The organism is Microbacterium sp. Bi128 (assembly GCF_918698205.1).
Genome location: NZ_CAKKMM010000915.1, coordinates 1 through 2,061, shown reverse-complemented (window position 1 = coordinate 2,061; position 2,061 = coordinate 1). Strand labels below are relative to the sequence as shown.

Annotated in this window: 2 protein-coding genes and 1 pseudogene; all 3 read left to right on the top strand. The window is 68.8% G+C overall.

The features are described from left to right. The coding region (locus LQV45_RS27965) for an asparaginase (protein WP_230010164.1) at positions 1-317 on the top strand (317 nt) is incomplete at its 5' end. 9 nt (positions 318-326) lie between these two features. Further along, the gene (locus LQV45_RS27960) at positions 327-1,742 is read left to right on the top strand and encodes an aspartate ammonia-lyase (RefSeq protein ID WP_230010162.1); all 1,416 of its coding nucleotides are present in this window, start codon (positions 327-329) and stop codon (positions 1,740-1,742) included. Between the two features lie 27 nt (positions 1,743-1,769). Beyond that, positions 1,770-2,061 (top strand): annotated as a pseudogene (locus tag LQV45_RS27955) (L-asparagine permease); the annotation flags it as partial.

The following is a 2,061-nucleotide window of genomic DNA, read 5'->3' as shown; positions in this document are numbered from 1 at the left end:
TGTATAAGAGACAGGACCGGGACGTCACCGCGCTGATGCGCCTGGTCCCCGGCCTGCTCGCCAAGGACGGCTTCGAGGGCGTCCAGCTGGTAGGCCTCCCGGACGGCCGCGCCCTCGCCGTGAAGGTTTCCGACGGCGGAGACCGCGCCCGGATGCCCGTCACCGTCCGGGTCCTGGCCGCGCTCGACGTCGACACCTCCCCCTTGGCGCGCCTCGCCGCCACACCTGTGCTGGGCGGCGGCCGGCCCGTAGGGCTGCTGCAGGCCACCGATTTCCTCGCTGACCCCAAGATCTCCCCCGCCCCCAAAGACCTGTAAGGGACCGCCATGACCTCGCTCGACGAACGCGCAGAATTCCGCTCCGAACACGACCTCCTGGGCGACCGGGACGTTCCCGCCGGCGCCTACTGGGGCGTCCACACCCTCCGGGCCGTGGAGAACTTCCCCATCACCGGCCAGCCACTGTCCTCCAACATGCACCTGGTCCGCGGCCTGGCCGCCGTGAAACTCGCCGCCGCCCGCACCAACCACGAGCTCGGACTGCTCGACGCCGGGCGTGCCGCCGCCATCGGGCAAGCCTGCACCGAGGTCATGAACGGCAAACTCAGCGAACAATTCGTCGTCGACGTCATCCAGGGCGGCGCCGGGACCTCCTCGAACATGAACGCCAACGAGGTCATCGCCAACCGGGCCCTGGAAATCCTCGGGCACCCGAAGGGCGACTACGCCCGGCTGCACCCCAACGACCACGTCAACCTCAGCCAGTCCACCAACGACGTCTACCCCACCGCGGTCAAGCTCGGCACGATCTTCGCGGCCCGGGAACTGCTCCAGGCCCTCACCGAACTCGAAGACGCCTTCGCCGCCAAAGCCCTCGAGTTCCGCACGGTGGTCAAGATGGGCCGCACCCAGCTCCAGGACGCCGTCCCCATGACGCTCGGCCAGGAGTTCGGCACCTACGCCGTCACGATCGGCGAGGACCGGCTCCGCCTGGCCGAGGCCGACCTGCTGATCCACGAAATCAACCTCGGTGCCACCGCGATCGGCACCGGCCTGAACGCCCCCGCCGGGTATGCCGCGGCCGCCTGCCGGCACCTGGCCGAAATCACCGGCCTGCCGCTCGTCACGGCCGTGGACCTGATCGAGGCCACCCAGGACGTCGGCGCCTTCGTGCACCTCTCCGGCGTGCTCAAGCGGGTCGCTGTGAAACTTTCCAAGATCTGCAACGACCTCCGGCTGCTCTCCTCGGGCCCGCGCGCCGGCTTCGGCGAGATCAACCTCCCCGCGGTGCAGTCCGGCTCCTCGATCATGCCCGGCAAGATCAACCCGGTCATCCCGGAAGTGGTCAGCCAGGTCGCCTACGAGGTGATCGGCAACGACGTCACCATCACCATGGCCGCCGAGGCCGGCCAGCTCCAGCTCAACGCCTTCGAACCCATCATCGTCCACAGCCTCCACAAGAGCATCTCCCACCTGGAAGCCGCGTGCCGCACCCTCACGGCCCGCTGCGTCCGGGGCATCACCGCCAACACCGAACACCTTCGCCTCACCGTGGAACAATCCATCGGCCTCGTCACCGCCCTGAACCCGCAACTGGGCTACGCCACAGCCACGGCCATCGCCCAGGAAGCCCTCGCCACCGGCAAGGGCGTCGCGGAACTAGTCCTCGAACACGGCCTGCTCACCGACGAGCAGCTCACCGAGCTCCTCAGCCCGCACCGCCTGGCCAACCTGAGCAAGTAGCGCCCCTCCGAACCCCGAAGGACCCCCATGACTTCTCCTGACACTGCCCGCGCCCAAAAACTGCCCGCTCAACAGCAGACCCAGCCACAATCCGCCGTCACCGACCACACCATTCCGGCGCATGCCCACGCCTCGGGGGCTGCGCTCCACGCCGAGGACCAGGGCTACCACAAAGGCCTGAAACCCCGGCAGGTCCAGATGATCGCGATCGGCGGCGCCATCGGCACCGGCCTGTTCATGGGCGCCGGCGGCCGGCTCGCCACCGCCGGTCCGGCCCTGATCATCAGCTATGCCGTCTGCGGGTTCTTCGCCTTCATGA

Excerpts from the sequence above, each read along its gene's own strand:
- LQV45_RS27960 (WP_230010162.1), top strand. The coding sequence starts at position 327 with ATGACCTCGCTCGACGAACGCGCAGAATTCCGCTCCGAACACGACCTC.